Genomic DNA, 23,964 nt, shown 5'->3' on the forward strand with positions numbered 1-23,964 from the left:
CGGCAGCGAGTCCAGGGTATCTAAGCGAGGCTCAATTTATTATGGTGTGCAATGATATTGAGAGTGAAATATGATTAAGCAACACTCAAAAACTCATTCGCCATGCCTCGAGACGACATCGCCAGTGCGCCGCGTTCCGCACGCACCGAGAAATCCGGCCGCCGCATCGAGAGCCTGCTCGCGGTAGCCAGGGAAGTCTTCGCCGAGAAGGGCTTCGAGCGCGCCACCACGCTGGAGATCGCCCAGCGCCTGGGCGTCTCCGAGGCCACCGTGTTCACCTACTTCGGCAGCAAGCGCGAGCTGTGCCTGGAGGTCATCCGCCGCTGGTACGACCAGATCTCCGGCGAGGTCGAGCGCGAGCTGCCGCAGATCAACGGCCTGCGCGCACAACTGGCCTTTGTCGTGCGCAAGCACCTGGTCAACCTGATGGGCGAGGGCGCCGGCATCTGCGCGCTGGTGCTGAGCGAAGGGCGCACGGCCGACGCGGCGTTCGGCGGCGTCATCGCCGACCTCAAGCGCCGCTACACCGCGCCGTTCATGCATGCGCTGGCCGCTGCACGCGAAGCCGGCGAGCTGCGCGAGGGCGTGCCGCTGCGGCTGCTGCGCGACATGGTCTTCGGCTCGATGGAGCACGTGCTCTGGGACTACGTCGTCTCCGGCAAGAAGCCCGACATCGAGGAGACCGCATCGCAGCTCACCGACCTGCTATGGAGCGCCTTCGTGCCCGCCGATGCGTCGCTGCATGCGCTCTCGCAGTTCCGCGCCGAGGTCGGCCATGCGCTGCGGCGGCTCGACGCGGCCGTCCCTTCGTCGCCGTCATCGCCTTCATCGCCTTCATCGTCTCCCACGCCTCGCAAGGCTTCTTCATGAACGACTCTGTACTTGCCCCTTCGCCCGCAGTGCCCGAACGCTGCGTGATCGTCGTCGACAACGCACTGCCCGCCGGGCTCGCCGCCAACGCTGCAGCCGTGGTGGCGCTCACCGTGGGCCAGCGCCATCCGGGGCTTGTCGGCGCGCCGCTGCTCGATGCGTCGGGCGGCGTGCATCCGGGCTTGATCCCCATCGGCATCGCCGTGCTCGGCGCGAGCCAGGAGGAACTGGCCGCGGTGCGCCACAAGGCCATGGCGACCACCGAATGCGACGTGGTCGACTTTCCGGTGCAGGGCCAGCAGACCACCAACTACGCAGCCTTCGGCGACGCCGTGGCTGCGGTGCCTGGGGAGGCGCTCCGCTACGTTGCGGTGGCGCTCGTCGGCGAGCGCAAGCCGCTGGGCAAGGTGGTGTCGAAGCTCGGATTACTTGGCTAGGAGCGCGCGGGCGCATCGAGCGCCAGCCGCAGCCGCGTGACGTTCGGATTGCCCGGGTCGCGCTGCACCTTGAACCCCAGCTTGCGCGCGAGCGCCAGCATGCCGACGTTGTCGTAGAGCGTGATGTCCGCCAGCTGCTTCACGCCAGCTTCGGCGGCTGCGTCGATCAGCTTGCGCATCAGCTTCATGGCAACGCCGCGGTGCTGCCAGGCATCGCCGATCACGACGGCGAATTCGGCGACGTGCGCTGTATCGGGAGTGTCGCCGCGCACATAGCGCACCACGCCCATCTGCTGCTCCGCGCCATCGACCATGGTGGTCGCGATGAGCGCGAGCTCGCGGTCGTAGTCGATGTGGGTCATGCGCCAGAGCTCGTCGGGCTGGGGCTTGCGCGGCGAGAGGAGACGGTGATAGCCGGTTTCGTTCGACAAACCCGCGACGAACGCCGTGTGCATCGGCAGGTCGTCGGCGTGGATCGGGCGGATGCGAACGTGCGTGCCGTCGGCGAGGTGCCAGTCCTCGATGAGGTGACTGGGGTAGCCGACGGCGGGCATGGCATCAGCCGATGACTTCGGGCCAGTCGGTGTGGAAGAACTGGCCTTCGGGCTTGTCGGTGCGCTCGTAGGTGTGCGCGCCGAAGAAGTCGCGCTGCGCCTGCAAGAGGTTCGCCGGCAGCCGCTCGGTGCGGTAGCTGTCGTAGTAGGCGAGCGAGGCGCTGAACGCCGGCACCGGAATGCCGTTGCTCACCGCCAGCGCCACCACTTCGCGCCAGTTCTGCTGCGTGCGGTTCAGCAGGTCCTTGAAGAACGGATCGAGCATCAGGTTGGCCAGCGCCGGGTCGGTGCGGAAGGCGTCGGTGATGCGGTTCAAAAAGCGCGCGCGGATGATGCAGCCGCCGCGCCAGATCGACGCGATGCCGCCCAGGTCGAGCTTCCATTCCTTCTTGTCGCCCATCGTCTTGATGAGGTCGAAGCCCTGCGTGTAGCTGATGACCTTCGACGCATAGAGCGCGTCGTGCACCTTGGCCACCAGCGCCTTCTTCTCAAGAGAGAGTTCGACCTTCGGCCCCTGCAGCACCTTGCTGGCGGCCACGCGCGCCTTCTTCTGCGACGAGAGCACACGCGCCTCGACGGCGGCGTTGATGGTGCTGATCACCACCGCGTTCTCTGCCGCGTTGATGAGCGTCCACTGGCCCGTGCCCTTCTGGCCGGCCTTGTCGAGGATCAGGTCGACGATGGGCTTGCCCGTTTCGGGGTCCTTCTGCTCCAGCGCCTTGGCGGTGATCTGGATGAGGTAGCTCTGCAGCTCGCCGTCGTTCCACTCGTTGAAGATGGCGGCCATCTCTTCGGTCGTGAAGCCTGCCGCCTTGAACAGGCTGTAGGCCTCGCAGATGAGCTGCATGTCGCCGTACTCGATGCCGTTGTGCACCATCTTCACGTAGTGGCCCGCGCCGCCCGGGCCGATGTGAATGACGCAAGGCTCGCCGTCCACCTTGGCCGCGATGCTCTCGAAGATCGGCTTCATCACCTCCCAGGTGGAAAGCGGGCCGCCCGGCATGATCGAGGGCCCCTTGCGCGCGCCTTCCTCGCCGCCCGAGACGCCCGCGCCGATGAAGCGCAGGCCCTTGCTGCTCAGGTACGCGTCGCGTCGCTCGGTGTCGGTGTAGAGGCTGTTGCCGCCGTCGATGACGATGTCGTCCTTCTCCAGCAGCGGAATGAGTTGTTTGATCACCTGGTCCACCGGCGCGCCGGCCTTGACCATGATCTGGATCTTGCGGGGTTTGGCGAGGCTCTGGACGAACTCTTCGAGCGTCTTCGCGCCGACCAGCTTCTTGCCCGGGTTGTCGGCGATGAAGGCTTCGGTCGTGGCCTCGGTGCGGTTGTAGACGCTGACCTGGAAGCCGCGGCTCTCCACGTTCAGCACCAGGTTCTGGCCCATGACGGCCAGGCCGATCAGTCCGAAATCGCTTTTCTTGCTCATGTTTTCCCGGAGCCCTTCCTTGGTATGCGGTTGATGACGGTTGGATGTGGCGGTCATTGTGCCGGGGCCACCGGAGGGCGGCGTCCGAGCGCGTCTATACCCGCTTGGCAAACGGGCCCGGGCTGGCTATGTTGGGCGGGATGACCCCCGCCGCCACCGCCGCTGCTTCCGCACCCGTCGCCATCCACGCCTGGTCGACCGACGCCGTGCCGCCGTCGCAGCGGCTGGACTACTGGATCGGCGCCGTCTGCGAGGGCTTTCTCGAAATGGACGTGACCAGCACCGAGGCCGGCGCGTTCGGCGCGACGCTCGAATCCGCGCCGCTCGGTTCCATCGGCGTGAACCGGGTGCGCGGCACCGCGCAGGACGTCTACCGCACGCGCCGCGCCATCGCCCACAGCCGCAGCAACTATTACTACCTGCTCTGCAAGACCGATTCGCCGTGGGTGGCCGTGCAGGAAGAGCGCTCCGCCCGCATGCTGCCGGGCGACGTGGTGCTGGTGGACTCGCGGCGTTGCTATGCGTTTCACTTCCTGCAATCGGCCGACACCCTTTCGTTGGAGTTGCCGACCGCCTGGGTCGAGTCGTGGCTGCCCGATGCCGGCGACCTCGTGGCGCGCCGCATCGACGGGCGCAGTGGCTGGGGCGGCGTGCTCAGCGCCTTCGCCCAGCAACTGACGCCCGAGGCGGCCGCGAAGCCGCCGCTGATGCCGGCGTTGCTGACCGACCAGTTGGGTGGCCTGCTCTCGTTGGCGTTCGGGCAGCAGACGCCGGGGGCGACAGTGGCGTCTGACCAGGGCGGCCGCGCGGCCCTGCGCCGGCGCGTGCTCGACGCGGTCCGCGAGCGCCATGCCGAGCCGGGCCTCACGGCCGCGGGCGTGGCGCGCGAGCTGGGCATTTCGGAGCGCAGCCTGCACCGCTGCCTGGCCGAGGGCACCACCACCTTCGCGACCGCGCTCACGGGCTTTCGCATGCAGGTGGCGCAGCGCATGCTGGCCGATGCACGCTTCGACCGGTTGAGCATCGCGGAGATCGGGTTCCGTGTCGGGCTCTGCGATGCCTCGCATTTCGTGCGGCAGTGCCGGAGGCACCTGGGGCGCACGCCGGGGGAGTTGCGGCGCCTTCGTGCCTGAGGTCAGGGCGAGGCGGGTTCCTTCCTTCGCATGTCCGTCGCCATGATCCAGAGCGCCAGGAAGGCAGACAGGCCGAGCAGCGCCGAGAACCACAAGGCCCCGTCGTGCCACCGTTCCACCGCCAGCCCGAACAAGAAGGGTGCGCCGGCCTGAACGATGCGCGCCGGCACCATGAGAAGCCCTTGTCGCTGCCCATAGCCCTTGGCGCCGAAGATCAACAGCGGAAGCGTCCCGATCGCGATGGTCAGGATGCCGTTTCCCAAGCCATGCAGCACCGCGAAGGCCGTGGCCGCCGATGCGCCGAGCATGCCTAGACAGAGCGCACCGAGCGGGTGAGCGAGTGTTGCCAATCGGGCCGACAACAACGGATGCGCGCGCCGAAGGAAAGTGAACTCGATCACGCGTCCCGCAACCTGGGCCGGTCCCACCAAGGCGGCGATGCCGACCGCCGCGCCCAGCGCAGCACCGCTGGCCAGCAGCAGTTCTGGCAGGTGCGCGGCCATTGCCGTGCTGATGAACCAGGTCACTGCGAAGACGTAAGCCATCAGGAACGCGGCGCGGCGCTGCTGCGCCGGGGCAAGGTCGGCGCCCACGCCCTGGTCGGCGACAGTTGCCTCCTTCGAAGCCTGATCGGTCCGGCCGACGCGCGGCAGCAGCACATTGAGTGGAAGGCCGACCACCAGATGCAATGCCGCCCACACAAGACAGGCCCCACGCCAGCCCACGGTGCTTTCCAGATAGGCCGACAACGGCCACCCTACCGTGCTCGCAAAGCCTGCGAGCAAGGTGATGCCGGTGATTGCTATCCGCGCATCCTGTCCATGCAGGCGTACAACGGTGGCGAACGCCGCCTCGTAGAGTCCGCTGCCCATGGCCAGGCCCATCAACGCCCAGGCGACGAAGACATGGCTGCCATGCGTGGCTTGGCTCAGCGCTGCCAAGCCCGCGGCGAACACCAAGTTGCTGGCGATGAGCACCGGTCGTCCGCCCAGGCGATCGATGAGCCGCCCGGCACAGGGTCCGATGCCGGCGGCAACGAGCAGTGCCACCGAGAAGGCGCCGAAGACGGTGGATGCCGAGATGCCGACGTCTTTCCCGATGGCACCGGCCAGCACCGCGGGAAGGTAGTACGACGAAGCCCACGCCAAGGTCTGGGCCACACCCAGCATCACCGTCGTCGTGGTCTTGCTTTGCAACTCGGGCTCGCCTGGCTCAGATGCTGCGCAGGTTGACCCGCTTCGACAACGCTTCGGCACTCTCGCGCCGCTCGCTGTAGCGGTCGACCAGGTAATCCGCGCAGTCGCGCGTGAGCAGCGTGAACTTCACCAGCTCTTCCATCACGTCGACCACGCGCTCGTAGTACGGCGAGGGCTTCATGCGCCCGTCGTCGTCGAATTCGAGGAAGGCCTTCGCCACCGACGACTGGTTGGGGATCGTGATCATGCGCATCCAGCGACCGAGCACGCGCAACTGGTTCACCGCGTTGAACGACTGCGAGCCCCCCGACACCTCCATCACCGCGAGCGTCTTTCCCTGCGTGGGCCGCACGGAGCCGACGGCCAGCGGAATCCAGTCGATCTGCGCTTTCATGATGCCGGTCATCGCGCCGTGGCGTTCGGGCGATGTCCACACCATGCCTTCGGACCATTGCGCAAGCTCGCGCAGCTCCTGCACCTTCGGGTGGTCTTCAGGTTCGCTGTCGGGCAGGGGCAGGCCGCGCGGGTCGTAGATGCGCGGCTCGGCGCCCATCGCGCGCAGCAGGCGCGCGGCTTCCTCGGTCAGGAGGCGGCTGTAGGAGCGCTCGCGCAGCGATCCGTAGAGCAGCAGGATGCGCGGCGCATGCGTTGCGCGCGTTGTCGGCAGCAACTGCTGCAACCCGGGTTGGAGAAAGGCCCCGGCGTCGAGGTTGGGTAGATCGTCAAGGATTGGCGACACGTTGGCCCTTTGCGTCAATGACGGCTTCGCCGTCTTCCTTGGTGAACGCGCCTTGCTGCGGTCGCGGCAGGATATCGAGCACCGCTTCGGAAGGCCGGCACAGGCGCGTGGCAAGCGGCGTCACCACGATCGGCCGGTTGATGAGGATCGGATGCTGCAGCATGAAATCGATCAACTGCTCGTCGCTCCACTTCGCATCGCCGAGGCCGAGTTCGCCATACGGCGTTCCTTTCTGGCGCAGTACCTCGCGCACCGGCACGCCCATGTCTGCAATCAGCCTTGTCAGCGTGGCGCGGTCGGGCGGGGTCTTCAGGTACTCGACGACCTTTGGCTCGTCGCCGGTGTTGCGGATCAATGCGAGCACGTTGCGCGACGTGCCGCAGGCGGGGTTGTGATAGATGGTGATGTCGTTCATGGCAGGGAGAGGTTCACCCGGAAGGCCAGTGCCGCGAGCGTCGCGAACAACACCGGCACGGTCAGCACGATGCCGACCTTGAAGTAATAGCCCCAGGCGATGCGCATGCCCTTCTTTTCGAGCACATGCAGCCAGAGCAGCGTGGCGAGGCTGCCGATGGGCGTGATCTTCGGGCCGAGGTCGCAGCCGATCACGTTGGCGTAGACCATCGCGTCCTTCACGAGGCCGCTCGCGCCCGACGCATCGATGGAGAGAGCGCCGACCAGCACCGTCGGCATGTTGTTCATCACCGAAGACAGCGCGGCGGCGAGAAAACCTGTGCCCAGGGCCGCGCCCCAGACGCCGCCTTGCGCAAACACGTTCAGCAGCGAGGCGATGTGGGCCGTGAGACCCGCGTTGCGCAGCCCGTAGACCACGAGGTACATGCCGAGCGAGAACACGACGATCTGCCATGGCGCGCCATGCAGCACCTTGCGCGTGCTGATGACATGGCCGCGCGCAGCCACCGCGAGCAGCAGCGCCGCACCGGCGGCAGCCACGGCGCTGACCGGCACGCCGAGCGGTTCGAGTCCGAAGAAGCCCACGAGCAGCAGCACCAGCACGACCCAGCCCGCGCGGAATGTTGCGGGGTCTCGGATCGCATCGGCCGGCGCCTTGAGCTGCGCCACGTCGTAGCGCGCGGGAATGCCGCGGCGGAAGTACAGCATCAGCATCACGAGGCTCGCGGCCACCGCCGCGAGGTTCACAGGGACCATCACCGACGCATAGGCGTTGAAGCCGATCCCGAAGAAGTCGGCCGAGACGATGTTCACCAGGTTCGACACGACCAGCGGCAGGCTGGCCGTGTCGGCAATGAAGCCGGCCGCCACCACGAACGCGAGCGTGGCGGCGGGCGTGAAGCCGAGTGCGACGAGCATCGCCATCACGATGGGCGTGAGGATCAGCGCCGCGCCGTCGTTGGCGAAGAGCGCCGACACCGCGGCGCCCAGCAGCACGATGAATCCGAAGAGCAACCGGCCGCGTCCGTCGCCCCATCGCGCCACGTGCAGCGCGGCCCATTCGAAGAAGCCCGCTTCGTCGAGCAGCAGGCTGATGAGGATGACGGCGACGAAGGTCGCGGTCGCGTTCCACACGATACCCCAGACGACCGCGATGTCGGCGAGCTGGACCACGCCGGAGAACAGGGCGATCGCCGCGCCGAGCGATGCACTCCAGCCGATGCCGAGGCCTCGCGGCTGCCAGATGACGAGCACGAGCGTGAAGACGAAGATCAGGACGGCCGGCAGCATTCGGGCGAAGGCTCTTGTCTCAGCAGTTGCAGGCCGCGGCCTTGCTGCCGTCGACCGCGCAGGCTTCGCCTTCGCAGCAGTTCTCGCTGAGGTAGCCCTGCAGGGCATTCATCCGCTCGAACGATGCGCGGTAGATGAGGTTGCGGCCCTGTCGCTCCTGCGAGATCAGGCTTGCGTGCACGAGCTCCTTGAGATGGAAGGACAGGCCAGTGGCCGAAACCTCCAGCGCCTCGGTCAGCGCGCTGGGGGTGAGGCCCGCGGGGCCGGCCACCACGAGGGAGCGGAATACCCGAAGGCGAATAGGCTGGGCGAGGGCAGCCAGCGATCGGACGACGTCGTTTTCTTCCATTATTCAAGTATCTTTGAATTATTGAATGAAGGCAACCCTGCCGATCTGCCAACCCTGCCCGTGACACGAATCGGCCATTGCGCTGGCGCGGATCGGCCATCCATGGCGCATGCGCGTTCCTACAGTCGCGTTGCCTCAAACCCCCAACCAAGAAGGAGACACCCATGCCCGACACCTATGTTCTCGTCCACGGCGCCTGGCACACCGGCGCCGAAATCGAAGCCGTGGCCGATCACATGCGCAAAGCCGGCCACACGGTGCATTGCCCGACGCTGGCAGGCAACCGGCCGGGCGACGACCGCGCGATCACCAGCCTCGAAGACGCGATCGCCTCGGCCGTGCGCTACATCGAGGAGAAAGATCTGACCGAAGTGCGCCTCGCAGGCCACAGCTATGGCGGCATGGTGATCTCGGGCGTGGCGGACCGCATCGCGCAGCGGCTCAAGCGGCTGGTCTACATCAACGCCTTCGTGCCGCTCGATGGCGAATCGCTCAACGACATGGTGCCGCCGCATTACGTCACGATGTTCGACGCCATCGCCGGCGCGAACGGCAACGCCGTGACCTTGCCGTTCGAGGTCTGGCGCGATGCGTTCATCAACGATGCCGACCTCGCACTCGCGCAGGCCGCCTACGACAAGCTGAACCCGCACGCGTACCGCACCTTCACCGACAAGATCCAGCTGAAGCAGCCGCTGGCCGCTCTTGCGCTCGGCAAGTCCTACGTCAATTGCCAGCAGGACATCGCGCTGCCGCACAGCCTGCCGTGGCATCCGCGCCTGTCGGAGCGGCTGGGGCTTTTCAGGCTGGTGGAGTGCCCCGGCAGCCACGAGATGTTCTTCTCGAATCCTGCGCGGCTCGCGCAGGCGATCCTGGAGGCGGGGCGGGACTGAAGCCTCGGGGATTCAATCGCCAGCAAACAGCGCGTCGTACACGCGGATCGACGCATAGGCATCGTTCGCCGCGTATCGGATCTGCGATTCCGTCAGCTGCTTGTTGGCCCAGTTCGAGGTGGTCGCCTTGCGCGACTTCATGAAGCGGCGGTCGAACACCAGCGCCACCGCCGTCTTCACGCCCACCGACTTGCGGTAGCCGCGGCGGCGGAATTCGTTGTCGATGTCGTACACCGCGCCGGGCTCGATATTCAGGCGGTTGCGGATCAGCGTGAGATCGGTCGAGAGGCCGAAGCCGACCTTCTTCAATTCGGTCGAGGCGATCAGGGCGGCGACCACCGGGTTGCATTCGGTGCGATGCAACTGGAAGAGCCAGGCCCTGTCGCGCGTCGAGAACTGCACCACGTGCGGTCCGCCCGAGACTTCGTTCTTCGCGAAGGTGGGCTTGGATTCGGTGTCGAAGCCGGCGACACCGGCGGCCAGCAAGGTGGCGGCCGCGTGTTCGGCCTCCTGCAGCGTGGTGACGACGACGATGTCCTTCAGGTCCAGGCCCTCGAAGGGCTCGAGCAGGAGGATCTGCTCGCGTTCGGGGAGGGGCTGCAACGACGACGAGGAGGAGGTGTCGTCGCTCACCGAGAGGCTGCTTTCTTGGTCTTCACTGGGACTTTCTTTGCGGGTGTCTTTTTCGCAGCGGTTTTCTTCGCTGCGGTCTTGGGCTTTGGCTGCTTCGGAGGCTGGCCCGAACGCAAGGCGGCTTCGTAGGCAAGGCGGCCCCAGCGCGCGGCTTCTTCACGGTCTTCGAAGAAGTCGGCCGGGGCTTGCCGGTACGACATCGGCATCTCCTTGCCCTGCCGCACATAGGTGAAGGGCGGCAGGTTCAGCCGGTCGAAATGCTCGGCGCTGCCGGCATCGGACTTGAGGTACAGCGTGTCCTTGAAAACGAGCGCGATCATGCGGCCCTCGTGCCACACGCCGTGGCCACCGAACATGCGGCGCGTCTGGATGCGGCCGAGGCGCTCGAAGACCTCGTGCAGGCTCTGGACGAAATCGCTCATGCGGTGATCTCGACGCGGTTGCCGTCGGGGTCGAGCACCACGCTCTCGTAGTAGCCATCGCCGGTGCGGCGCGGGCCGTCGAGCAGCGGATAGCCGTCGGCCTTCAGCCGTTGCGTGAGCGCATCGACCGCGGCATCGGAGCCCACGCTGATCGCCAGGTGCGTCCAGCCCATGCGCTGCGCGCCGGCCTCGGCGGCGACGGGCGCGAGCGTGCTCGTCGTCATCGCCTCGATGCGCGCGCCATCGCCCAGGCTCAGGAAGCAGGAGGCGAAACCCTTGGCCGGATTCACATAACCCGCGCCGGCCGTCGCGCCGAAGTAATCGACATAGAAGCGCTTGCAGCGTTCGAGATCGGTGGTCCAGAGTGCGATGTGATCGATGCGCATGACACAAGAAGAAGGTGAGGGCCGCTCAGCCAATCCGCCATGGCGGGCGCGAGGGCGACCAATGGTAGGCGATGCGTTCGCGCCCGCTGGTCGGATGCCGGTCGACCGTGCCGCGCACGAGGCCGTAGCGTTCGTAGAAGCGCTGTGCGGCGGTGTTGGTGGTGGCCACATGGAGCCGCCATCCCGTAGGTATGCGCACGCAGGCTTCATCGAGCAGCGCCTGCCCGAGGCCCTGGTTGCGCAGGTGCGGCTCGACGAAGAGTTGCGCCACGTACTCGCGCCGCTCCAGCAGCACCATGAACGCGAGCACCTGGCCATCGCGCTCCGCGAGCACCACTTCGGCCGGCGGCACGAATTCGGTCTGCACGCGCTTGAGCCAGTGCGAGATCGGTTCGGTGAAGGCGGCGTTGCGGTTGGCCGAGATCCATGCGCGCCGCCAGATGCCGGCCAACACGATGCTCTCTTCGGCGGTGCCATCGCGCGACCGCAGGTGGAAGGCGGGGATTTGGGCGGCGGACATGCGTTTCATGATACGGCGGGCGTCCGCCGCAGTCGATCAGGGCCGCTAGGCGTGCAGCGATTGCGCGTGGTGCGCGATGTGGTCGGCCATGAAGCTCTGGATGAAGTAGTAGCCGTGGTCGTAGCCCGCGTGCCGGCGCAGCGTGAGCGGCTGGCCCGCGGCGAAGCAGGCCGACTCGAACGCCTCGGGATGCAGTTGCTCCGCGAGGAATTTGTCGGCCAGCCCCTGGTCGATGAGGATGCCTTGCGGATACGGCGCGACGGTCTGCGACTGCATGAGCGCGCTCGCGTCGTGCGCGAGCCACTGCGCGCGGTCCACGCCCGGCGCGCCGAGATAACCGCTGAAGGCCTTCTCGCCCCATGGGCACTGGGTAGGCGCGCAGATCGGCGCGAAAGCCGACAGCGACTTGAAGCGCCCCGGATGCCGCAGCGCCAGCGTGAGCGCGCCATGGCCGCCCATCGAGTGGCCGAAGATGCCGATGCGCTGCCCGTCGATCGCGAAGTGCTGCGCCACCAGCGGCAGCAGCTCGTGGACGATCCAGCTCTCCATGCGCCAGTGCGTGGCCCAGGGCTCGCGCGTGGCGTCGAGGTAGAAGCCGGCGCCGATGCCGAAGTCCCAGTCGTCCTTCGCGCCGGGCACGCATTCGGCGGCGGGGCCGCGCGGGCTGGTGTCGGGCGCGATCAGCGCAAGGCCCAGGCTCGCGGCCATGCGCTGCGCGCCGGCCTTGATGGCGAAGGTCTCCTCGTTGCAGGTGAGGCCTGCAAGGTACAGCAGCGCCGGCACCGGCCCGTTCGCAGCCTGCGGCGGCAGGTAGACCGAGAAGCGCATCGGCAGCCCGATCTCTTGCGAGGCGTGTTCGTGAAAGCTCTGCACGCCGCCGAAGCAGGGGTGTTCCGAAAGGGTCTTGGGGGTGTGATCGGTCATGTCTTTTCGTTGCGCAGTGCGGGCACCAGTTCGAGCACCGCATCGGCAAAGGTGCGCGGCGCTTCCTGCGGAAGGTTGTGGCCGGCGCCGGGCACGAGGCGGTGCGAGCGCGGTCCGCTGAAGCGGTGCGCGTGGGCCGATGCATCGGCCGGTGGCCGCACGCCGTCGTCGATGCCGTCGAAGGTGATCGCCGGCACGGTGATCGCAGGCTGCGCGGCGAGGCGACGTTCGATGTCCGCATACGCCGGGTCGCCGGGCACGAGGCCGAAGCGGTGGCGGTACGAGTGGATCACCACATCGATGAAATCCGGATGGTCGAAGGCGGCGGCGCTGCGCTCGAAGGTGGCGTCGACGAACTGCCATGTCGGCGACCACAGTTTCCACAGCAGCTTCGCGATCGCCTTGCGGTCCTTCATGAGCCCGGCGCGGCCGCGTTCGCTGTGAAAGTAGTACTGGTACCAGAGGCTGTATTCGTTCTCGGGCGTGTCAGGCTCCATCGCCTTGGCGATGTTCTGGATGTTGTAGCTGTTGAGCGAGACGAGGCCCGCGCAGCGCTCGGGCCACAGCGCGGCGACCACGCAGGCGGCGCGGCCGCCCCAGTCGTAGCCGGCGAGCACCGCGCGGTCGATCTTCAACGCGTCGAGCAGCGCGAGCAGGTCGGCGCCGAACGCCGCCTGTTCGCCCGAGCGCGGCGTGGTGTCGGAGAGGAAGCGCGTGCCGCCGTAGCCGCGCATGTACGGCACGATCACGCGGCAGCCCTGGTCGGCGAGCATCGGCGCGACTTCGGCGTAGGTGTGGATGTCGTACGGAAAGCCGTGCATCAGCAGCACGGGCGGCCCGTCCGCGGGGCCGGCTTCGTGGTACGCGATTTCGAGGACGCCCGCCTCGATCTTGCGGAGGGGTTCCATGCGGTTCATGGCGAACGCCTCCTGTCGATCAGTAAAGAACCACGCCGCGAATCGACTCGCCGCGCTTCATCAGGTCGAAGCCCTTGTTGATGTCTTCCAGCGGCATGGTGTGCGTGATCAGGTCGTCGATGTTGATCTTGCCTTCCATGTACCAGTCCACGATCTTCGGCACGTCGGTGCGGCCGCGTGCGCCGCCGAAGGCCGAGCCTTCCCACTTGCGGCCGGTGACCAGCTGGAAAGGCCGCGTGCTGATTTCCGCGCCCGCTTCCGCCACGCCGATGATGATGCTGCGGCCCCAGCCCTTGTGCGTGCATTCGAGCGCCTGGCGCATCACCTTGGTGTTGCCGATGCACTCGAAGCTGTAGTCGGCACCGCCGTCGGTCAGCTGCACGATGGCATCGACGACGTTCTCGGTGTCTTTCGGGTTGATGAAGTGCGTCATGCCGAACTTGCGGGCCATGGCTTCACGCTCGGGGTTCAGGTCGACACCGATGATCTTGTCGGCACCCACCATCTTGGCGCCCTGGATCACGTTGAGGCCGATGCCGCCGAGGCCGAACACCACCACGTTGGCGCCGGCTTCCACCTTCGCAGTGAAGATCACCGCGCCGATGCCGGTGGTCACGCCGCAGCCGATGTAGCAGACCTTGTCGAAGGGCGCGTCCTCGCGGATCTTGGCGAGCGAGATTTCAGGCGCGACCGTGTAGTTGCTGAAGGTCGAGGTGCCCATGTAGTGGGCGATGGGCTTGCCGTCGAGGCTGAAGCGCGAGGTGCCGTCGGGCATCAGGCCCTTGCCTTGCGTGCCGCGGATCAGCTGGCAGAGGTTGGTCTTGCGCGAGAGGCAGAACTTGCAGTGGCGGCACTCGGGCGTGTAGAGCGGGATGACGTGGTCGCCCTTTTTCAGCGTGGTGACGCCGGGGCCGACATCGACCACGATGCCCGCGCCTTCATGGCCCAGGATCGCCGGGAAGATGCCTTCGGGGTCGGCGCCCGAGAGCGTGTAGTAGTCGGTGTGGCAGATGCCGGTGGCCTTGATCTCGACCAGCACTTCGCCGAACTTCGGTCCTTCGAGGTCCACGGTTTCGATGGTGAGCGGGGCTCCGGATTTCCAGGCGACGGCGGCTTTGGTTTTCATGGCGGGTTCGGGGGAAAGAGGGAGAAAGAGGGGGGTGAGTGAGGCGAGGGCCCAAGAATACTCAGGCAGGGCCAGCAGGGAAGATACCCGACATCCCGATGAACCCGGGGAGGTGTCGGAAATCCCAGACCCAGTTCCGGAGGGCGGGAAACTCGTCGAGCGAGATGCCGCCTTCGCCCGCCAGTGCGACATACGGGAAGCAGGCGAGATCGGCAATCGTCGGCTCGGGCGCCGCAGCCAGCCATCGCAGGCCCGCGCTGGCCTGTTCGGCGAGGTGGTCGTCCAGCACGCGGAACACGGCGCGCGCGCCGCTGCGGCAGGCGTCGATGTCCAGGTGGTGGTAGCCGAGCGCGTCGTGCAGCCGGGCAGCCGAGGCGGTGCGGGTGATTTCGTCGGCCGTGGCGAGCCACATCGCAACCTGGCCGCGCAGCTTTGCGTCGTCCGGATACCAGCGGTGCTGCGCGTCGTGGCGGCTCGCGAGGTAGACCAGGATGGCCTGTGCGTCGCGCAGCACGAAGCCGTCGTCGTCGATCACCGGGAGCTGCCCGAGCGGGTTGACGTTCGCGAGGAACGCGGCCGACTTATGCGCGCGGCCCGGATGGAAATCGACCGGCACCGCTTCGTAGGCCATGCCAAGCCACGCCAGCATCTGGCGGACCTTGAAGCAGTTGCCCGAGAGCGGGTAGTCGTACAGCTTCAGCATCGTCGTCATGCGGCGGCCCTCGTGCCGAAGCGCATGCCGCGCTCGCGCAGCCAACGCCGGTAGGTGACCGAGGAGGTGTCGCCGCGCGTCGGCGTCTCGGCGCGGCCTTCGAGCGGCATGCGCTTGAAGGCGTGGTTCTCCAGGATCGGCTTGTCCTGTCCGAAGATCGTCTGCTGGAAGGCGACGAGCTCGGCGTCGGTGGAAACCTCGTCGAAGCAGGCGAGCATCGTGTGCGCGAGCACGTGCTCGTCGTCGATCGGCTGCAGGAAGAGGGCGATGGCGTCCTGCGCGCCGGGGCGTGCGCTCGACTTGTAGAGCATGGCCGACAAGGGCTGCATCACGCGGTACTTGTAAAGCACATCGGCGCCGCTGTCGTGCGCGGCCGAGGCGCGCGGCTGCCAGAAGCGGCAGTCGGTCGCCCAGATCTCGTTGGTGGCAGGGTCGATGTCCACCTGGTAGGGCGCCACCTCGGTGTGCGGCACCTTGCCGAGGTAGTCGGCGTGCACGAAGGGGAAGTGCGCCATGTCGAGGAAGTTCTCGATCACGCGCAGGCCTGAGACTGCAACGCCGATGCCGCCGCAATCGACGGTGCGGCGGCCGGGCTCGGTGTACTCGGGGAACGCGAAGAGCGGGCGTGCGGGGCGGCCGCTCGGGCAGACCCATAGGTAGCCGTAGCGCGATTGCACCGCCAGCGGCTGTGCGGCGAGGCGGCATTGCGGCGTGCCGTCGGCATCGGCCCAGAGCGCCAGCGTTTCACCGAGCAGGCGGGTCGTGTACGGCCGTTGTTCGGAGGCGCCGGCGAGCGCGCTTGCGGGTCCAACGACGAGCCAGTCGTCGAGCATGTTGGGATCGTCGGTGACGAAGGGCATCGCGACTCCTTCAGCCCTGGGTTTCGATGGCGCTGCGCAGGTTGCGCGCGGCCGTGTGCAGGGTCTTCATCGCGTCGGACCCCGGAGGTGCCTCGGTCCACAGATGGACGAAAGTGAGTTGCGGCTGCGCGTCGAGCACGAGCGCAACAGATTGCACTTCTTCGAGCGCACCGCGAAATGCGCCCGTTGCCGCGTCGGCCGCAAAGCCCTGCTGTGCGAGGGCGTCACGCACGTCATGCGCGCCGGCTCGCAGCGTCAGCGTGCGGCAGAAGTGCCAGCCGGCCGGTATGGCATCGGCCAGCGATGGCGGCGCAGCAGACGCGTCCTCGGCAACAAGATTGACCCACAGCATGCCGGCCGCATCGACCGCGCCGAACACCTTGGCGCAGACGTTGCGCGGCGCCTGCATCGCCGGGTGCGCCGGAATGTTCACGCACTGCCCGTTGCCCGCGGCGTACTGCCAGCCGTGGTAAGCGCAGGCGAGGCGGTCTTCGATCACCTGGCCGAGCGTGAAGCGCACGCTGCGGTGCGGGCACCGGTTGTCCCAGGCCTGCGCCGCGCCGTCTGCCGAACGCCAGAGCGCGAGCTCCTGGCCTTCCGCGAAGCCGGCGACGATGTTGGCGCCGGGGCGCAGATCGGCCGAACGGGCCACGGGGTGCCAACGAGGCATGTCGTGGGGAGCAGGGTCAGTGTTCATGGTGTGGATTTCGCAGGGCCGTCGGGCGACCATAATTGTCGTCTCCGCCTCGACCAGACCCCGATTCACCATGAAGAAAATCCTCGTTCTCAACGGCCCCAATCTCAACCTGCTCGGCACGCGCGAGCCCGAGCAATACGGACGCGACACGCTGGCCGATGTGGAGCAACTGTGCAAGGACACGGGCGCGAAGCTCGGCGTGGAGGTCGAATGCCGCCAGTCGAACCACGAAGGCGTGCTGATCGACTGGATCCAGGAAGCGGGCCGCGAAGTGGCCGCGGGCAACATGCTCGGCGTGGTGATGAACCCCGGTGCCTACACCCACACGTCGATCGCGCTGCACGACGCGATCAAGGGCGCGAGCGTGCCGCTCATCGAGCTGCACATCTCGAACGTGCATGCGCGGGAAGAGTTTCGCCACAAGTCGTATATCTCGCCCGCGGCGCGCGGGATCATCGTGGGGCTGGGGGTGAAGGGCTACCCGCTGGCGATTGCCGCGCTGGTGCCCTGACCCTGACCCGTTAGTACATCTGCTTGGGCGCCGTAGCCTTCCAGCTGCGGCTGATACGCCCCGCACTGTCGATGCTTTCGAGGTGCACATCGAAACCCCAGAGCCGCGCAACGTGCTTGAGCACTTCTTCCGCTCCGTCGTGCAGCGGCAGATTGTTGCGCTGCGTGTGCCGCAGCGTCAGCGACCGGTCGCCGCGCGTCGCGACGCTCCACACCTGGATGTCGGGCTCGCGGCTGCTGATGTCGTACTGGCGTGAGAGCGATTCGCGCAGCGACTGATAGCCGCTGTCATCGTGGATGGCGGACACCTCGAGTTCGGCCTCGCTCTGGTAGTCGCGGATCGCGAACAGCCGGAAGTCGCGCATCGTCTTCGGGCTCAGGAACTGGCCGACGAAGCTCTCGTCCTTGAAGTTGCGCATCGCGTAGTCGAGCGTCTTGACCCAGTCGGTGCCCGCGAAATCGGGGAACCAGCGACGGTCTTCCTCGGTGGGCTTCTCGCAGATGCGCCGCAGGTCGGTGAACATCTTGAAGCCCAGCGCATAGGGATTGATGCCGCTGTAGGCGCGGTGGCCCACCGGCGGCTGGAAGATCACGCCCGTGTGCGAGCTGAGCCATTCCATCATGAAGCCGTCTGCCAGTTGGCCGCGCTCGTACATGGTGTTGAGCAGCGTGTAGTGCCAGAAGGTGGCCCAGCCTTCGTTCATCACCTGCGTCTGGCGCTGCGGATAGAAGTACTGCGCGATCTTGCGCACGATGCGCACGACCTCGCGCTGCCAGGGTTCGAGCAGCGCCGCGTTCTTCTCGATGAAGTACAGCAGGTTCTCTTGCGGCTCCGAGGGAAAGCGGCGCGTGGCGTCGGACTCGGCCGCCTGCTCGGCGCGCTTGGGCAGCGTGCGCCAGAGGTCGTTCACCTGCTGCTGCATGTGGCGTTCGCGGTCGGCGCGCTGCGCGCTCTCTTGCGCCAACGACCGCTTCTGCGGACGGCGATAGCGGTCGACGCCGTAGTTCATCAGCGCATGGCAGGAGTCGAGCAGTTCCTCGACGGCATCGAGGCCGTGCCGCTCCTCGCATTCGGCGATGTAGTGGCGTGCGTACACGAGGTAATCGATGATCGACGACGCATCGGTCCACATCCGGAACAGGTAGTTGCCCTTGAAGAAGCTGTTGTGGCCGTAAGCCGCATGCGCGATCACCAGGGCCTGCATGGCCATGGTGTTTTCTTCCATGAGGTAGGCGATGCACGGATCGGAGTTGATGACGATCTCGTACGCCAGGCCCATGTGGCCGCGCTTGTAGTTCTTCTCGGTCGCGATGAACTGTTTGCCGTACGACCAGTGGCGGTAGATCATCGGCATGCCCACGCTCGCGTAGGCATCCATCATCTGTTCGGCGGTGATCACTTCGAGCTGGTTGGGGTACACGTCCAGACCGAAGCCCTTGGCGGTCTTGGCGATCTCGGTGTGGTACTGCTCGATCAGCTCGAAGGTCCAGTCCGAGGGGCTGGGCAGGCGCTCCAGCCTCAGGCCCGAGGGCGGGCGGTCAGTGGCGGCAGTGGTGTTCATTGGAGTACCTCCGTGCTTCGCACTGCGGTGCGAGCTTGCTTGGGGCGGCCCGGCGCGGCGTTCATGAGGTGACCCCTTCCTTCTTGAACAGGTCGCGGAACACAGGGTAGATGTCTTGCGCGTCAGCGACCTTGCGCATCGCAAAGTTGGGCTGCACGCCTTCGAGCTGCGCGTATTCCTGCCACAGGTTCTGCTCGGTCTCTGCCACCTGCACATAGGCGTAGTAGCGCACCACCGGCAGGATGTCGTTGACCAGCAGCTCGCGGCAGCGGCCGCTGTCCTGGTGCCAGTTGTCGCCGTCGCTGGCCTGTGCGCCGTAGACGTTCCATTCGCCGCTCGGGTAGCGCGCCTTGATGATCTCGTCCATCAGCACCAGCGCGCTCGAGACCACGGTGCCGCCGGTCTCGGTCGCGTGGAAGAACTCTTCCTCGGTCACTTCCTGTGCCTGCGTGTGGTGGCGCAGGAAGACCAGGTCGATCTTCTCGTAGTGCCGCGTGAGAAACATGTAGAGCAGCATGAAGAAGCGCTTGGCCATGTCCTTGCGCGCTTCGTCCATCGAGCCCGAGACGTCCATGAGGCAGAACATCACCGCCTTCGCGCTGGGCACCGGCGTCTTCACGCGGTTGCGGTAGCGCAGATCGATCGGGTCGATGTAGGGCACGTGCCGCATCGTGCGGCGCAGTTCGGCGATGCGCTCCTCTGTTTCGCGGATTTCCGTCTGGATCAGCGCCGAGGCGGCCTGCGGATGCGCCTTCAGGTGTTCGAGATGCAGCTCCAGCCGCTTGAGCTCCTTGCGTGGTTCGCCGCCCAGCGCGATACGGCGCGCGAGCGCCCCGCGCATCGAGCGCACCACGTGCAGGTTGTTGGGCGAACCGTCGCTCGTGAAGCCGGCGCGGTGGCTCTTCCACTCGGGCACGTCGGCGATCTGCGTGCGGATGAGGTGCGGCAGCGCGAGGTCGTCGAAGAAGACGCGCATGAACTCCTCGCGCGTGAGGCGGAAGACGAAGTCGTCCTCGCCTTCGCCGCTGTCGCCCGCCTCGCCGCTCCCGGAGCCGCCGCTGCCCTGGCCGTCGGGGCGTGCGATGCGGTCGCCCTTCAGGTACTCCTGGTTGCCCGGATGCACGTACTCGCGGTCGCCGCCGCGGGCGTGCCCGAACACCGGTTCGGACACGTCGTGGCGCGGCAGGGTCACGTCTTCGCCTTGCTCCAGTTCGCGGATGTTGCGGCCGCTGACGGCACGCCGCACCGCCTCCTGGATCTGCCCCTTGTAGCGCCGAAGGAAGCGCTCGCGGTTGCCAATGGACTTGTTCTTGCCCGATAGCCGGCGGTCGATGATCTGCTGCAGGATGGCCACGATGTCAAACCTCCATTCAAAGACGGGTCACGACGCATTCCTTCGTCGAACACCGAGGAACCGGCTTCGCCGGGCCTCTGGTGTTGCCCCCGGTAGGGGGTTGGCGAAGCGACACGAAGTGCGCGTAGCCTGGGGGCGAGCCATAGCTATGAACTCTTGCGAACGCGCAGATACCACTCGCACAAGAGGCGCACCTGCTTGGCGGTGTAGCCCTTCTCGACCATGCGCGTGACGAAGTCCTCGTGCTTCTTCTGCTCGTCGGCGCTGCTCTTGGTGTTGAAGCTGATTACCGGCAACAGTTCTTCGGTGTTGGAGAACATCTTCTTCTCGATCACCGCGCGCAGCTTCTCGTAGCTGGTCCACGCCGGGTTGCGCCCCGCGTTGCCGGCCCGTGCGCGCAGCACGAAGTTGACGATCTCGTTGCGGAAGTCCTTCGGGTTGCCGATGCCCGCGGGCCGTTCGATCTTCTCGAGCTCGGCGTTGAGCGAGGCCCGGTCGAACACTTCGCCGGTGTCCACGTCGCGGAACTCCTGGTCCTGGATCCAGTAGTCGGCGTAGGTCACGTAGCGGTCGAAGATGTTCTGGCCGTACTCGCTGTAGCTCTCCAGGTACGCGGTCTGGATTTCCTTGCCGATGAACTCGGCATAGCGCGGCGCCAAGAGCTCCTTGATGTAGCTGATGTACTTCTGCTCGACCTCCGGCGGGAACTGCTCGCGCTCGATCTGCTGCTCGAGCACGTACATCAGGTGCACCGGGTTGGCGGCCACCTCGGAACTGTCGAAGTTGAAGACCTTGGAGATGATCTTGAAGGCGAAGCGCGTGGAAACGCCGCTCATGCCCTCGTCGACGCCCGCGTAGTCGCGGTACTCCTGGATCGACTTGGCCTTGGGGTCGGTGTCCTTGAGGTTCTCGCCGTCGTACACCTGCATCTTGCTGAAGGTGCTGGAGTTCTCGGGTTCCTTCAGGCGCGTGAGCACCGAGAGCTGCGCCATCATGCGCAAGGTGCCGGGGGCGCAGGGCGCCTGGGCCAGCGACGAGTTGCGCACCAGCTTCTCGTAGATCTTGATTTCTTCCGAGGCGCGCAGGCAGTAGGGCACCTTGACGATGTAGATCCGGTCGAGGAAAGCCTCGTTGTTCTTGTTGTTGCGGAAGGCCTTCCACTCGCTCTCGTTGCTGTGCGCGAGCACGATGCCGTCGAACGGAATGGCGCCGAAGCCCTCGGTGCCCTTGAAGTTGCTCTCCTGCGTGGCCGTCAGCAGCGGGTGCAGCACCTTGATGGGCGCCTTGAACATTTCCACGAACTCCAAGAGGCCCTGGTTGGCCAGGCAGAGGCCCCCGGAGTAGGCGTAGGCGTCGGGGTCGTCCTGGGCGTAGGTCTCCAGCTTGCGGATGTCGACCTTGCCGACCAGCGAGGAGATGTCCTGGTTGTTCTCGTCGCCCGGTTCGGTCTTGGCGACCGCGATCTGCCGGAGCACCGAGGGGAAGCGCTTGACCACCTTGAACTGGCGGATGTCGCCCCCGTATTCCTCCAGGCGCTTGACGGCCCAGGGAGAAAGAATTCGATTCAGGTAACGGCGCGGGATGCCGTACTCCTTTTCAAGGATCTCGCCGTCTTCGAGCGCATCGAAGAGGCCGAGCGGCGATTCGTTCACCGGCGAACCATGGATCGCATAGAAGGGCACGTGCTCCATGAGCTGCTTCAGCCGCTCCGCGATCGAGCTCTTGCCGCCGCCGACCGGCCCGAGCAGGTAAAGGATTTGCTTCTTTTCCTCCAGCCCCTGCGCGGCGTGGCGGAAATAGGACACCACCTGTTCGATGGCGTCCTCCATGCCATAGAACTCCTTGAACGCCGGATAGATCTTGATGACCTTGTTGGCGAAGATGCGGGAAAGCCGGGGGTCGTTGCGGGTATCGACCAGCTCGGGCTCGCCGATGGCCTTGAGCATTCGCTCGGAGGCGGTGGCGTAAGCGGTGGGATCGCGCTTGCAGATATCGAGATATTCCTGCAGGGAGATCACCTCCTCGCGGGTGCGCTCGTAGCGGGCGGCAAAGTTGCTGATCACATCCATGGTCACGCCTCCATCAGGTCAGTGGGGCTTTTGGCCCCGGAGCCTGCAGCAAAGGCAATGCGCGCATTTAAAGGTGCCCGCCCCCGCTGCATGCGGTGAAAAACTCCCTACAACATTCTGCTAACAATCAGGATAAAGCAAACATTCAAAGCGGCAAATGTTTTATTTATTGGGGACCCCGCTCCTGAGTAAAGTTCCAAAAAATACAAACTAGTTTTCAAAATCTCAGATAAATTAAAAGGCTCGCTTGCGCAATTCTCTCCGGGTGAAATGCCTATATCGAACGGCATTGGTGTTTTCCCGAGAACACAACACCTATTGAGCGCAGTAGCTCAATAAGAAATGTGCCCTCCAGCAATAACGCGCGATCTGTCGTTTGGTTTATTGCACATCCGAAAATTATCTAAAAGCAATCCTCGCGCCACTTTTTCATGAGCGGCTGGCGCATGCCGGCGTGGGAAAGCAGCGCAGCGCCCGGTCGGTGCGTACCGTCACGGTGCGGCGGGCACCGGCTCTGTGCTCTACGGCGCTTGCAAGGGTCTGGATGCACCGGCTTGACGAAGCGCGGCTGGGCGTCGCAAGGAAAGACGGCAAAGCAGACCCCGCAGACGAAGAAAAGCCCCGAGGCCCTGAAGCAACCGGTGCTCACAGAGGCTCGAGGCCTGATCGTTCCCGCACACCCTTGGTGCTGGGCGTAACGGGTCTGGGGTCTGTCTTCTCTCTCTCAGATCAGCTGAAGAATTCCTTGGCCTTGTCGAACCAGCCCTTGTCGGTCGGGCTGTGCTTGTCGCCGCCCTTCTTCAGAGACTCGTCCAATTCCTTCAGCAGCTTGCGCTGGTGCTCGGTGAGCTTCACCGGCGTCTCGACGCGCACATGGCAGTACAGGTCGCCCGGATAGCTCGAGCGCACGCCCTTGATGCCCTTGCCGCGCAGGCGGAACTGCTTGCCGCTTTGCGTGCCGTCGGGAATGTCGATGGCCGCCGCGCCCTTGAGCGTGGGCACGCTGATCTCGCCACCGAGCGCCGCAGTGGTCACGCTGACCGGCACCACGCAGTGCAGGTCGTCGCCGTCGCGCTCGAAGAGCTCGTGCTTCTTCAGGCGGATTTCGATGTACAGGTCGCCCGGAGGTCCGCCGTTGGTGCCCGGTTCGCCGTTGCCGGTGCTGCGGATGCGCATGCCGTCGTCGATGCCGGCGGGGATCTTCACTTCGAGCGTCTTGTTGTTCTTGATCTTGCCCTGGCCATGGCACACGGTGCAGGGCTCGGGAATGATCTTGCCGCTGCCGTGGCAGGTCGGGCAGGTCTGCTGCACGCTGAAGAAGCCCTGGCGCATCTGCACCGCGCCCGCGCCGTGGCAGGTGGTGCAGGTGATCGGCTTGGTGCCGGGCTTGGCGCCCGAGCCCTTGCAGGTGTCGCAGTTGTCCCAGCTCGGAATGCGGATCTGGGCTTCCTTGCCCTCGGCCGCTTCCTCGAGCGTGACTTCCATCGCGTAGCTCAGGTCGCTGCCGCGGAACACCTGGCGCCCGCCGCTCTGGCGGCCGCCGCGCGCACCGCCGAACACGTCGCCGAAGATGTCGCCGAAGGCTTCCGCGAAGCCGCCGAAGCCTTCCGCGCCGGGGCCGCCGCGCATGTTGGGGTCGACGCCGGCGTGGCCGTACTGGTCGTAGGCCGCGCGCTTTTGGCCGTCGGACAGCATTTCGTACGCTTCCTTCACCTCCTTGAACTTGGCCTCGGCGTCCTTGCTGGTGTCGCCGTGGTTGCGGTCGGGATGGTGCTTCATCGCTAGCTTGCGATAAGCCTTCTTGATTTCGTCGTCGTTCGCGTTCTTGGGGACGCCGAGGGTTTCGTAGTAGTCGCGTTTGGTGGCCATGGCAGGTCGATCAGGGGGCTCGGGAGGCAGCGGGAACTCGGGTGGCTTGAAGCGAGAAAGGCTGGAGCACCCCGTGGGGTGATCCAGCCTTGGTCAAGCGGC

The 23,964-nt window shown here is 66.0% G+C and carries 26 protein-coding genes; 5 read left to right on the forward strand and 21 right to left on the reverse strand.

Annotation, left to right across the window (positions count from 1 at the left end):
- Positions 1–102: 102 nt before the first annotated feature.
- Together VARPA_RS09320 and VARPA_RS09325 are read left to right on the forward strand one after the other, a co-directional pair.
- Positions 103–870 carry a TetR/AcrR family transcriptional regulator gene (locus VARPA_RS09320; RefSeq protein WP_013540306.1) on the forward strand — a complete coding sequence of 256 codons (768 nt, stop codon included), beginning with the start codon at positions 103–105 and terminating at the stop codon, positions 868–870.
- The gene (locus VARPA_RS09325; protein WP_013540307.1) at positions 867–1,307 is read left to right on the forward strand and encodes a DUF2000 domain-containing protein; all 441 of its coding nucleotides are present in this window, start codon (positions 867–869) and stop codon (positions 1,305–1,307) included. The genes VARPA_RS09320 and VARPA_RS09325 overlap by 4 nt, the downstream gene beginning before the upstream one ends.
- Here VARPA_RS09325 and VARPA_RS09330 read toward each other — a convergent pair.
- On the reverse strand, positions 1,304–1,861 hold the full coding sequence (locus tag VARPA_RS09330; RefSeq protein ID WP_013540308.1) for a GNAT family N-acetyltransferase: 558 nt from the start codon (positions 1,859–1,861) through the stop codon (positions 1,304–1,306). The two genes, VARPA_RS09325 and VARPA_RS09330, sit on opposite strands and share 4 nt — an antisense overlap.
- 4 nt (positions 1,862–1,865) lie before the next feature.
- Complete coding sequence (gnd, locus tag VARPA_RS09335) at positions 1,866–3,287, reverse strand: decarboxylating NADP(+)-dependent phosphogluconate dehydrogenase (RefSeq protein WP_013540309.1); 1,422 nt, start codon at positions 3,285–3,287, stop codon at positions 1,866–1,868.
- 140 nt (positions 3,288–3,427) lie between these two features.
- Between gnd and VARPA_RS09340 the strand changes: the two genes are divergently transcribed.
- Positions 3,428–4,420 (forward strand): helix-turn-helix domain-containing protein, encoded by a 993-nt coding sequence (locus VARPA_RS09340; protein ID WP_041942835.1) that lies wholly within the window; start codon positions 3,428–3,430, stop codon positions 4,418–4,420.
- Positions 4,421–4,422: 2 nt separating this feature from the next.
- Here the strand turns inward: VARPA_RS09340 and VARPA_RS09345 are convergent, their stop codons facing one another.
- Genes VARPA_RS09345 through VARPA_RS09365 form a run of 5 tightly spaced genes read right to left on the reverse strand, consistent with a single transcriptional unit; the run spans position 4,423 to position 8,408 of the window.
- Positions 4,423–5,616: an MFS transporter gene (locus VARPA_RS09345; protein ID WP_013540311.1), complete on the reverse strand. Its 1,194-nt coding sequence runs from the start codon at positions 5,614–5,616 to the stop codon at positions 4,423–4,425.
- A gap of 16 nt (positions 5,617–5,632) precedes the next feature.
- Positions 5,633–6,355 carry an arsenical resistance protein ArsH gene (gene arsH / locus VARPA_RS09350; protein ID WP_013540312.1) on the reverse strand — a complete coding sequence of 241 codons (723 nt, stop codon included), beginning with the start codon at positions 6,353–6,355 and terminating at the stop codon, positions 5,633–5,635.
- Entirely contained in the window at positions 6,339–6,770 is a 432-nt protein-coding gene (gene arsC / locus VARPA_RS09355) for an arsenate reductase (glutaredoxin) (protein WP_013540313.1), read from the reverse strand. The genes arsH and arsC overlap by 17 nt, the downstream gene beginning before the upstream one ends.
- On the reverse strand, positions 6,767–8,059 hold the full coding sequence (locus tag VARPA_RS09360; RefSeq protein ID WP_013540314.1) for an arsenic transporter: 1,293 nt from the start codon (positions 8,057–8,059) through the stop codon (positions 6,767–6,769). The genes arsC and VARPA_RS09360 overlap by 4 nt, the downstream gene beginning before the upstream one ends.
- 19 nt (positions 8,060–8,078) lie before the next feature.
- Positions 8,079–8,408 (reverse strand): ArsR/SmtB family transcription factor, encoded by a 330-nt coding sequence (locus tag VARPA_RS09365; protein WP_013540315.1) that lies wholly within the window; start codon positions 8,406–8,408, stop codon positions 8,079–8,081.
- Positions 8,409–8,572: 164 nt separating this feature from the next.
- Here VARPA_RS09365 and VARPA_RS09370 point away from each other — a divergent pair, with 164 nt between their 5' ends.
- Complete coding sequence (locus VARPA_RS09370) at positions 8,573–9,301, forward strand: alpha/beta fold hydrolase (protein WP_013540316.1); 729 nt, start codon at positions 8,573–8,575, stop codon at positions 9,299–9,301.
- A gap of 12 nt (positions 9,302–9,313) precedes the next feature.
- Here the strand turns inward: VARPA_RS09370 and VARPA_RS09375 are convergent, their stop codons facing one another.
- From VARPA_RS09375 to VARPA_RS09420, 10 genes are all read right to left on the reverse strand, one after another.
- Positions 9,314–9,934 carry a 3'-5' exonuclease gene (locus tag VARPA_RS09375; protein WP_013540317.1) on the reverse strand — a complete coding sequence of 207 codons (621 nt, stop codon included), beginning with the start codon at positions 9,932–9,934 and terminating at the stop codon, positions 9,314–9,316.
- Positions 9,931–10,356, reverse strand: a complete 426-nt coding sequence (locus VARPA_RS09380; protein WP_013540318.1) for a TfoX/Sxy family protein — start codon at positions 10,354–10,356, stop codon at positions 9,931–9,933. The genes VARPA_RS09375 and VARPA_RS09380 overlap by 4 nt, the downstream gene beginning before the upstream one ends.
- Positions 10,353–10,742, reverse strand: a complete 390-nt coding sequence (locus tag VARPA_RS09385; protein WP_013540319.1) for a VOC family protein — start codon at positions 10,740–10,742, stop codon at positions 10,353–10,355. The genes VARPA_RS09380 and VARPA_RS09385 overlap by 4 nt, the downstream gene beginning before the upstream one ends.
- A 25-nt stretch (positions 10,743–10,767) precedes the next feature.
- Complete coding sequence (locus VARPA_RS09390; protein WP_234974980.1) at positions 10,768–11,262, reverse strand: GNAT family N-acetyltransferase; 495 nt, start codon at positions 11,260–11,262, stop codon at positions 10,768–10,770.
- 45 nt (positions 11,263–11,307) lie between these two features.
- Positions 11,308–12,186, reverse strand: a complete 879-nt coding sequence (fghA, locus tag VARPA_RS09395) for an S-formylglutathione hydrolase (RefSeq protein WP_013540321.1) — start codon at positions 12,184–12,186, stop codon at positions 11,308–11,310.
- Entirely contained in the window at positions 12,183–13,103 is a 921-nt protein-coding gene (locus VARPA_RS09400; RefSeq protein WP_013540322.1) for an alpha/beta fold hydrolase, read from the reverse strand. The genes fghA and VARPA_RS09400 overlap by 4 nt, the downstream gene beginning before the upstream one ends.
- A 19-nt stretch (positions 13,104–13,122) precedes the next feature.
- Positions 13,123–14,229: an S-(hydroxymethyl)glutathione dehydrogenase/class III alcohol dehydrogenase gene (locus VARPA_RS09405; protein WP_013540323.1), complete on the reverse strand. Its 1,107-nt coding sequence runs from the start codon at positions 14,227–14,229 to the stop codon at positions 13,123–13,125.
- 61 nt (positions 14,230–14,290) lie between these two features.
- Positions 14,291–14,941: a glutathione S-transferase family protein gene (locus tag VARPA_RS09410; RefSeq protein WP_013540324.1), complete on the reverse strand. Its 651-nt coding sequence runs from the start codon at positions 14,939–14,941 to the stop codon at positions 14,291–14,293.
- Positions 14,938–15,801, reverse strand: coding sequence for an aromatic ring-hydroxylating oxygenase subunit alpha (locus tag VARPA_RS09415; protein ID WP_013540325.1), 864 nt, complete (start codon positions 15,799–15,801; stop codon positions 14,938–14,940). Before VARPA_RS09415 ends, VARPA_RS09410 begins: the two co-directional genes overlap by 4 nt.
- A 10-nt stretch (positions 15,802–15,811) precedes the next feature.
- A complete protein-coding gene (locus tag VARPA_RS09420) occupies positions 15,812–16,498 on the reverse strand; it encodes a Rieske 2Fe-2S domain-containing protein (RefSeq protein ID WP_041942836.1) in 687 nt (228 codons plus the stop codon).
- 70 nt (positions 16,499–16,568) lie between these two features.
- On the opposite strand from VARPA_RS09420, the gene aroQ reads away from it, so the two are divergent.
- A complete protein-coding gene (gene aroQ / locus VARPA_RS09425; protein ID WP_013540327.1) occupies positions 16,569–17,009 on the forward strand; it encodes a type II 3-dehydroquinate dehydratase in 441 nt (146 codons plus the stop codon).
- A gap of 10 nt (positions 17,010–17,019) precedes the next feature.
- Here the strand turns inward: aroQ and VARPA_RS09430 are convergent, their stop codons facing one another.
- From VARPA_RS09430 to dnaJ, 4 genes are all read right to left on the reverse strand, one after another.
- Complete coding sequence (locus VARPA_RS09430; RefSeq protein ID WP_013540328.1) at positions 17,020–18,570, reverse strand: SpoVR family protein; 1,551 nt, start codon at positions 18,568–18,570, stop codon at positions 17,020–17,022.
- Positions 18,571–18,631: 61 nt separating this feature from the next.
- Complete coding sequence (locus VARPA_RS09435) at positions 18,632–19,924, reverse strand: YeaH/YhbH family protein (RefSeq protein WP_013540329.1); 1,293 nt, start codon at positions 19,922–19,924, stop codon at positions 18,632–18,634.
- Between the two features lie 146 nt (positions 19,925–20,070).
- Positions 20,071–21,993, reverse strand: a complete 1,923-nt coding sequence (locus VARPA_RS09440) for a PrkA family serine protein kinase (RefSeq protein WP_013540330.1) — start codon at positions 21,991–21,993, stop codon at positions 20,071–20,073.
- Between the two features lie 729 nt (positions 21,994–22,722).
- A complete protein-coding gene (dnaJ, locus tag VARPA_RS09445) occupies positions 22,723–23,862 on the reverse strand; it encodes a molecular chaperone DnaJ (protein ID WP_013540331.1) in 1,140 nt (379 codons plus the stop codon).
- Positions 23,863–23,964 lie beyond the last annotated feature (102 nt).

This window comes from Variovorax paradoxus EPS (assembly GCF_000184745.1).
Taxonomy (GTDB): Bacteria; Pseudomonadota; Gammaproteobacteria; order Burkholderiales; family Burkholderiaceae_C; genus Variovorax; species Variovorax paradoxus_C.

Bases quoted from the DNA above. Each gene is read 5' to 3' on its own strand.
- VARPA_RS09330 (WP_013540308.1), bottom strand. From the start codon at position 1,861: ATGCCCGCCGTCGGCTACCCCAGTCACCTCATCGAGGACTGGCACCTC.
- gnd (WP_013540309.1), bottom strand. From the start codon at position 3,287: ATGAGCAAGAAAAGCGATTTCGGACTGATCGGCCTGGCCGTCATGGGC.
- VARPA_RS09360 (WP_013540314.1), bottom strand. From the start codon at position 8,059: ATGCTGCCGGCCGTCCTGATCTTCGTCTTCACGCTCGTGCTCGTCATC.
- VARPA_RS09385 (WP_013540319.1), bottom strand. From the start codon at position 10,742: ATGCGCATCGATCACATCGCACTCTGGACCACCGATCTCGAACGCTGC.
- VARPA_RS09440 (WP_013540330.1), bottom strand. From the start codon at position 21,993: ATGGATGTGATCAGCAACTTTGCCGCCCGCTACGAGCGCACCCGCGAG.
- fghA (WP_013540321.1), bottom strand. From the start codon at position 12,186: ATGACCGATCACACCCCCAAGACCCTTTCGGAACACCCCTGCTTCGGC.
- aroQ (WP_013540327.1), top strand. From the start codon at position 16,569: ATGAAGAAAATCCTCGTTCTCAACGGCCCCAATCTCAACCTGCTCGGC.
- VARPA_RS09320 (WP_013540306.1), top strand. From the start codon at position 103: ATGCCTCGAGACGACATCGCCAGTGCGCCGCGTTCCGCACGCACCGAG.
- VARPA_RS09415 (WP_013540325.1), bottom strand. From the start codon at position 15,801: ATGCCCTTCGTCACCGACGATCCCAACATGCTCGACGACTGGCTCGTC.
- VARPA_RS09410 (WP_013540324.1), bottom strand. From the start codon at position 14,941: ATGACGACGATGCTGAAGCTGTACGACTACCCGCTCTCGGGCAACTGC.
- VARPA_RS09430 (WP_013540328.1), bottom strand. From the start codon at position 18,570: ATGAACACCACTGCCGCCACTGACCGCCCGCCCTCGGGCCTGAGGCTG.
- VARPA_RS09370 (WP_013540316.1), top strand. From the start codon at position 8,573: ATGCCCGACACCTATGTTCTCGTCCACGGCGCCTGGCACACCGGCGCC.
- VARPA_RS09420 (WP_041942836.1), bottom strand. From the start codon at position 16,498: ATGAACACTGACCCTGCTCCCCACGACATGCCTCGTTGGCACCCCGTG.
- VARPA_RS09380 (WP_013540318.1), bottom strand. From the start codon at position 10,356: ATGAGCGATTTCGTCCAGAGCCTGCACGAGGTCTTCGAGCGCCTCGGC.
- dnaJ (WP_013540331.1), bottom strand. From the start codon at position 23,862: ATGGCCACCAAACGCGACTACTACGAAACCCTCGGCGTCCCCAAGAAC.
- VARPA_RS09405 (WP_013540323.1), bottom strand. From the start codon at position 14,229: ATGAAAACCAAAGCCGCCGTCGCCTGGAAATCCGGAGCCCCGCTCACC.
- VARPA_RS09390 (WP_234974980.1), bottom strand. From the start codon at position 11,262: ATGTCCGCCGCCCAAATCCCCGCCTTCCACCTGCGGTCGCGCGATGGC.
- VARPA_RS09325 (WP_013540307.1), top strand. From the start codon at position 867: ATGAACGACTCTGTACTTGCCCCTTCGCCCGCAGTGCCCGAACGCTGC.
- VARPA_RS09340 (WP_041942835.1), top strand. From the start codon at position 3,428: ATGACCCCCGCCGCCACCGCCGCTGCTTCCGCACCCGTCGCCATCCAC.
- VARPA_RS09365 (WP_013540315.1), bottom strand. From the start codon at position 8,408: ATGGAAGAAAACGACGTCGTCCGATCGCTGGCTGCCCTCGCCCAGCCT.
- arsC (WP_013540313.1), bottom strand. From the start codon at position 6,770: ATGAACGACATCACCATCTATCACAACCCCGCCTGCGGCACGTCGCGC.
- VARPA_RS09400 (WP_013540322.1), bottom strand. From the start codon at position 13,103: ATGAACCGCATGGAACCCCTCCGCAAGATCGAGGCGGGCGTCCTCGAA.